General features: G+C 62.5%; 5 protein-coding genes and 1 pseudogene. 5 read left to right on the forward strand and 1 reads right to left on the reverse strand.

Annotation, left to right across the window (positions count from 1 at the left end; translation table 11 throughout):
* From EN884_RS39025 to EN884_RS39670, 5 genes and pseudogenes are all read left to right on the forward strand, one after another.
* Nucleotides 1–614, forward strand: a pseudogene (locus tag EN884_RS39025) (hypothetical protein); the annotation flags it as partial.
* A 189-nt stretch (nucleotides 615–803) separates the two neighbouring features.
* Entirely contained in the window at nucleotides 804–3,104 is a 2,301-nt protein-coding gene (locus EN884_RS19875; protein ID WP_128360696.1) for a peptidase domain-containing ABC transporter, read from the forward strand.
* 20 nt (nucleotides 3,105–3,124) lie between these two features.
* Nucleotides 3,125–4,528: an HlyD family type I secretion periplasmic adaptor subunit gene (locus EN884_RS19880; RefSeq protein WP_063170902.1), complete on the forward strand. Its 1,404-nt coding sequence runs from the start codon at nucleotides 3,125–3,127 to the stop codon at nucleotides 4,526–4,528.
* Nucleotides 4,529–4,574: 46 nt separating this feature from the next.
* Entirely contained in the window at nucleotides 4,575–5,921 is a 1,347-nt protein-coding gene (locus EN884_RS19885) for a tetratricopeptide repeat protein (protein WP_245491952.1), read from the forward strand.
* Between the two features lie 18 nt (nucleotides 5,922–5,939).
* The gene (locus EN884_RS39670) at nucleotides 5,940–6,356 is read left to right on the forward strand and encodes a hypothetical protein (protein ID WP_245491953.1); all 417 of its coding nucleotides are present in this window, start codon (nucleotides 5,940–5,942) and stop codon (nucleotides 6,354–6,356) included.
* 305 nt (nucleotides 6,357–6,661) lie between these two features.
* Here the strand turns inward: EN884_RS39670 and EN884_RS19890 are convergent.
* On the reverse strand, nucleotides 6,662–6,848 hold a 187-nt coding region (locus EN884_RS19890; protein ID WP_164895064.1), incomplete at its 5' end, for a helix-turn-helix domain-containing protein.

Raw genomic sequence — 6,848 nt, forward strand, 5'->3', positions numbered from 1 at the left:
GCGCCACAGGTGCAACCGGTGATACCGGAGCAACTGGCTCGACCGGATCGACAGGTTCGACCGGCTCTACAGGTTCGACCGGTTCGACTGGAGCAACAGGCTCTACAGGTTCGACTGGCTCAACCGGAGCCACCGGTTCGACAGGTCCGACAGGTGCGACTGGCTCGGGCGGCGGGACCGGTGACCGCGACCATGGCAACAACGGTGGCGGCAACGATCCTGATGGAAGCGACAGCAGCAACCCAGGCAAGGGGCATGGCAATGACGGGTCCGACAACGATGGTTCGCCAGGTAACGGCAACCACGTCAAGGTCTCGGCCGATACGATCGGACTCAAGGACTCCAAGCAGTTCTTGCAATCGGGCCCGGCCGCCAGCAGCGACACCGATAGCCAAGCCTCGTTCCGGCAGCTCGTTGGCCTGGCTGGGGGTTCGGTGACGAGCGATCTCTTGAACGTTCTCAATACGATCAAGGGCCTTAGTCCGAACCAGAACAAGACATCCGGTGCAACGTCCGACTTGACTTCTGACAAGGGCAAGCAAGGCGCCGGATACACTAACACCGACGACACGCTGAAGAAGGCAATGAAGGATATTCTGAAACCTAATGACTGAGTCCAGGTTGAAGAAAGAACGCGCGGCCCTTGCGGGAACGCAAGTGCCGCGCGTTCACCATTTCCAGGCGGGCAAAGGGCCCGTGCGGCTGGCCTATTTGGAATATAGTGGGTTTTGTCAGCAGTCCCGGCTGGGACGGCTTGCCCGGAGCATCCTTGAACCCTCGCTTGTGGGCCGGAGGGGAAGTGCATGGTGAGCATACCTCTGAACGCCGATGCACGGCCAACCTCGATCCGCGTGGACGCGGAGGCGACGGGCAAGGTTGGCAGCCAGAGCGAGGCGGGGAGGGCACCCGGCGGACCCGCCGAGTTCGACCGGATTGCCCCGCGCCTCAAGGCGGTGCTACGGGTCGCCCGCTACCATGGCGTCGAACTCGACCCGAACGAGTTCAAGGTGGCGAGCGCAAGCCCGGTTCCAAACGCGACCGATCTCTCGCAATGGGCCCAGAACGGCGGCATGTGGTCGCGTGCGCTTCGCATCCGCTGGTCGCATCTTCTGCGCTTCGAGCACACGGGACCGGTCGTCCTGCTGTTCAATGACGGTGGCGCAGGTCTCCTCACCGGGGCCAGTCCAGAGCGGAATGTCGTCTTCCTCAAAAGTGCGGATGCGCCCGAGGATGCCGAAGCCATCGCCATCGACGAGTTGCGGCTGTCGCAGGTGTGGGCGGGTGAGGCCGTGCTGTTGCGTCCAGCGCGATCCTATATCGCGGCCGATGCGCCTTTCACCCTCGGTTGGTTGATCGACCTGGTACGGTTCGAAAGCCGTTCTATGCGTGACATCGGTATCGCCTCGTTCACGCTCAGCCTCCTTACCGTTCTGCCGCCTCTCATGGTCATGACACTGGTCAACAAGGTGCTGCAGTTCAACAGCGTTTCAACCCTCGTGCTCCTGTCGGCCACAATTGCCGTCCTGTTCGTTTACGAGACGCTCCTCGGTCACGCCCGACGGCTGATCATCAACGTCGTCGGCGCCCGCCTGGATACCAAACTGAACTTGCATGTTTTCAGCAGGCTCCTGCGTCTGCCGCTTGATTATTTCGAGCGTCATCCGGCCGGCGAGACGATGTACCATCTCGCGCAGATCTATCGCATCCGCGAATTCCTCACCGGAAAACTCCTCAGCACGTTCCTGGATCTGATCACGCTCTGCGTGCTGATCCCGGTGATGTTCTATATCAACGCCACGCTGGGCTGGATGGTGCTTGCCTGCGCGGGCGTGATTATGTTGATCATCTTCGCCTTTCTCGCGCCGTTGCGCCGCCGCTACCAGCAAGTGGTCGATGCCGAGACCTGGAAGGCGGCGGCGCTCGGCGAAACCGTCGTCGGCATCAAGACGGTGAAGGCGCTCGGTCTCGAACCGCAACGCAGGGCGCTTTGGGACGAGCGGGTGGCGGAAGCGGGCAGGGCGCGCCTTGCCTTCGGGCAGCTTGCCAACTGGCCGCAGACGCTTGTCACGCCAATCGAGCGTGCGATGGTCCTCGGCACCATGCTGATCGGAGCTTATCTCGCGATGAGCGACACGTCTGGCTACATGGTCGGCAGCTTGTTCGCATTCATGATGATCGCCCAACGCGTCGCACAGCCTCTCGTCGGTCTTGCTCGACTGGTCGAGGACTTCGAGGAGGTAGGGGCGGCAATCAGCGAGGCAGGATCCGTCCTCAACCGGCCCCTGGAAAGCAGTTCGAATTCCACAGGTCTGAGACCGAAGCTCGTTGGCGAGATCAGTTTCCGTGATCTGACCTTCACCTACATCGGCACCAACACGCCAGCGCTTGACCGGGTCAACTTCGACATTCCAGCAGGGACGATGTTCGGCATCGTCGGGCGCAGCGGTTCGGGGAAATCGACAATTGCGCGGCTTCTGCAGGGGATCAATCGCGATTACAGCGGTTTTCTCAAGCTGGATGGCGTCGACCTCAAGGAAATCAACCTGCGTCACCTTCGCCAGGGGCTCGGCGTGGTCCTCCAGGACAATTTCCTTTTCCGCGGGTCGATTCGAGACAACATCATCGCCGGGCGCCCCGGCCTGACCCTTTCCGACGCCATGCGAGGCGCTCACCTTGCCGGCGCCGAAGAATTCATCGAACGCATGCCCAACGGCTATGACACCTATATTGAGGAAGGTTCGCCCAACCTGTCGGGTGGTCAAAAGCAGCGGCTGGCGATTGCGCGCGCGCTCATCCACGATCCGACCGTCATGATCCTTGACGAGGCGACCAGCGCGCTTGATCCGGAGAGCGAGGCGGTGGTCAGCGCCAATCTCATGCGCATCGCCAGGGGCCGCACGATGATTATTGTTTCGCACCGGCTTTCCTCGCTGACCGAATGCGACCAGATCCTGGTCATGGATCAGGGCCAGGTCCTCGATGTCGCGCCGCATGCGACCCTGCTCGAACGATGCGCGCTCTACCGCCAGCTTTGGATGCAGCAGAACCGGCATCTTGACAATCGCCAAGCTCGTCTGGCCGCTGTGCCGCCGAGACTTGTGTGAGCATCGGCTTCGGGGCGCCCATGAGCAGCATCACCCATTCCAGTCTTCCCGTCCGGCGCCGGACAGAGCCGAGCGATCCGACGATGCCCGTCATCCTGGAATTCCAATGGCCGTCGACGGCCATCGCCAATGCGCCCGTCCCACGAATGGCGCGCGGCATGGTCTGGATCATCTCAAGCATGGTCGTTGCCCTGATAACACTCTCAGGGCTCATACCGGTCGATCAGGTCGTCTCCACCAGAGGGCTCGTGGTGTCGCAATCGCCGAATATTCTGGTGCAGCCGCTCGAGACGGCGATCGTCCGCTCGATCGAGGTGCGCGAAGGACAGCGCGTGCGAGCCGGTCAAACGCTTGCTCGCCTCGACGCGACCTTCGCCTCCGCTGACCTTGCTGCGCTGACGACACAGGTCTCGACACTTGAAGCCGAAGTGGCCCGTTTGAAAGCGGAAGCCGACGGAAAGCCCTTCAGCTATGACGGTCTGGACCCGAGTTGGACCCTGCAGGCATCAATCTTCGATCGTCGAAAAGCCGTCTACGACGCCAAGCTGTCGAGTTTTGACCGGCAGAGCGATGAACTCAGTTCCGTGATCTCGCGTTCCCGGTCCGATGCTGACGGCTACCGCCAGCGACTGGCCGTCGCGGCTTCGATCGAACGGATGCGCAAGCAACTGGAAGCAAGACAGGTGGGCAGCCGCCTCAATACGCTTCTGGCCGAGGACAACTGGGCAGAGATGTCCCGGGCGCTCGGCAACGCCGAGCAGACATCGGAAGCTGCCAAGCGACAACAGGCGACGGTGGCCGCCGACCGCGATGGCTACATCCAGAGCTGGCGCGCGGAAGTCTCGCAAGGCCTGTCGGAGGCGGGCTCGCGTATGTCCGATGCCCGTGAGCTTCTCAACAAGGCAAAGCTGCGTAAACAGTTGGTTGAGCTGAAAAGCGATGCAAACGCCATCGTTCAGTCAGTGGCGAAGGTTTCCGTCGGGTCGATCCTGCAATCGGGTGACCGGCTGATGACCCTGGTGCCGGACGACGCGGTGCTTGAAATCGAAACGAACATTGTCGGCCGTAGCAGTGGGTTCGTCCACGTCGGTGACCCCGTGGCCATCAAGTTCGACACCTTTCCATATTCGCAATATGGCGTCGCGCATGGCACTGTGCGCACGGTGAGCCCGGATTCCTTCTCGGCCCGGGAACAGGCGCGCGACCCGAACAGCTCGTTGGCCATGCTGCCCCCGGACGCTGACCTGTTTTACCGCACGCAGATTTCCATCGACGAGGTCGCCCTCCATGGCGTGCCCGCAAGTTTCACGATCGTCCCTGGCATGCCGGTAACCGCTGACGTCAAGGTCGGCCGCCGTACCGTGCTCAAGTATATTCTCGGCGCCATACTCCCCCTGGGCCAAGAAGCGATGAGGGAGCCATAGGCTCGGGCGCCGTGCGCGACAAACGGAGGTATGCGTTCTCGCATCGATGGCAATCCTTGACCGCCTGACTGCTTACGGTCCACCAGCGCTGGTATTGCGCCGGGCGATCCAGCTTTCTGACAGCGGCAAGCCTTTAGAAGCCTTTCCGCTGCTGGCAATTGCGGCACGCGCCGGGATTGTCGAGGCCGAATACCGCGTCGCTCGTTGCTATCTCGAAGGTTTGGGTGTGCCGCCAAGCCGGTCGGAAGGCGCGCGTTGGCTGCGGCGAGCGGCCGATCACGGCAGCCCCGATGCCCAGTCGCTCCTCGCCGCGCTTTACGTGGCTGGACTGGCGGCGCAGGAGCCCGACGGCAATGGCTTGGAATCGCAAAGCTTGTTCGAACGGGATTCCTCGCGGGAGCCGGAATTCGCGGCAGCGTTCGGGCTCGCGAAAAAGGCAGCCGAAGCTGGCTCCGCAACCGGGCAGGCAATTCTCGCCTATATCCTCAGCAGAGGCCCCGAAGCGATGCGGGACCTGGATGCGGCGCATGGCTGGTATGAGAAGTCTGCGGCAGCCGGCTGCCCTGAGGGATGCCTGGGCCTTGCTCTTTCCCTCGCCCGGCGCGGGCAGCCTGCGCAGACGGCCAAAGTTGCCGCCGAGGTTCGACGCGCTGCCGACGCCGGTCTGCCAACCGCAATCTACCTTCTTGGGGTCCTGACTGAGCATGGACGCGGCATGCCAGCTGATCGACCGGCAGCCGCGCGACTGTATCAGCTTGCCGCGGAGAAAGGCTTGCCCTCAGCCCAATTCCGGTTGGGATCGGCGCTCATCGAGGGTGGCCTTGCAGGTCAAGATATCGCCGCCGGCGAGGCGTGGATGCGGCGGGCCGCATTGGCAGGAAATATTGAGGCAGCCTATCGTCTGGGCGATCGGCATGTGAAGAGTTCGCCGCCAGACTATGCGGACGCCGCAACATGGTACCGACGGGCGGCAAATGCCGGCCATCAGGCTGCTGCCCGTGCGTTGGCATCGCTTTATCTTTCCGGAAACGGAGTCGCACGGGACGTCGAAGAGGGAGCGCGCTGGCTGCGTACGTCCGCAAATGCGGGAAATCAGCAAGCGCAGGTCGACTTTGCCAATCTGGTTATCGAAGGAGCAGGCGAGCCTGGCGACCGCGCCAGCATCGCTGGATGGTTCGAGGCGACCGCCTCATCGGGCGATCTGATTGCAGCGTTCAACCTCGGCCTCTGCTTTGCCGAGGGCGTCGGCGTGCGAAAGGACGAGGAGCAAGCTGCCCGATGGGTGAGGCGGGCAGCCGAAGGCGTGGCCGAAGCGCAATATGCCTACGCGCGAATGCTTCAGGATGGGCGCGGCGTGGCTGCCGATCTGAAACAAGCCCGTTGCTGGTTTTAGCGGGCGGCCAATGCTGGCATGGTCGACGCGCAGGTGGCGTTTGCCGAAATGCTTCTCAACGGACGTGGCGGCGCCTGTTTGCCTCAGGCTGCCGCGCAGTGGTTCAAGCGGGCAGCCGCAGCCGGGCACGCCGGGGCTATGTTTGCGATCGGTGCCCAGTACGCGAATGGCCAAGGTCTGTCCTTCGACCCGGTCGCAGCGCAGAAATGGTTCGCCGCCGCCGCCGAGCGGGGACATGGCTATGCCCAGCTCATGCTCGGGGGCTATCTCTGCAATGGTCGTGCCGGGGAACACAACCCGGTAGCAGGCCGCCTTTGGCTCGAGCGAGCATTTGCGCAAGGTGTTCAGGAAGCCGCGAATGAACTCTCATATTTTGCCTCGAAGGCTGGCTCTGCGGGGGCCATAGGTCTGGTGGAAGAGCTACGCTCTGTTTAGGATCCGAGCAGCGAGCACCAATTCTCGCTCCTGATTGTGGTCCTCAAATTGGGCCGAGCGGACTCGCCGCTGCAGCGGAACGCCAAGGACGGTGTCGCTTAGGCAACCGCGAAGAGATCGCGCCAAGAAACCGAGATTGAATTGGCCGGCGCCTGGCCAGCGGACGCCAGTCGGGATAGGGAGCGGGCCACACGGAACAGATCCGCCGCCGGAAAGTGGATGCTGCCCGGAAAAGCCCGTCCTCGATCTTGCCCGATGGCCGCTACCGGGGAGCAAGATTGCTTGCCATCGCATGCCGGGACGTCTCAACCGTCGACATATTCCTGCTCGAATCCAGCAAACTTAGTCAGGCCCTGCTGATCGAGCACACGAACGTGGCCCTGCCGAAATTCGAGAAACTTGCGCTCGCGCAGTTCCCGCAGCATCCGGTTGACATGAATGGGAGTGAGTCCCAGTGCGTCCGCCAGATCGTACTGGGTGAGAGGGCATTCA

Source organism: Mesorhizobium sp. M7A.F.Ca.AU.001.01.1.1 (assembly GCF_004022735.1).
Classification (GTDB): domain Bacteria; phylum Pseudomonadota; class Alphaproteobacteria; order Rhizobiales; family Rhizobiaceae; genus Mesorhizobium; species Mesorhizobium ciceri.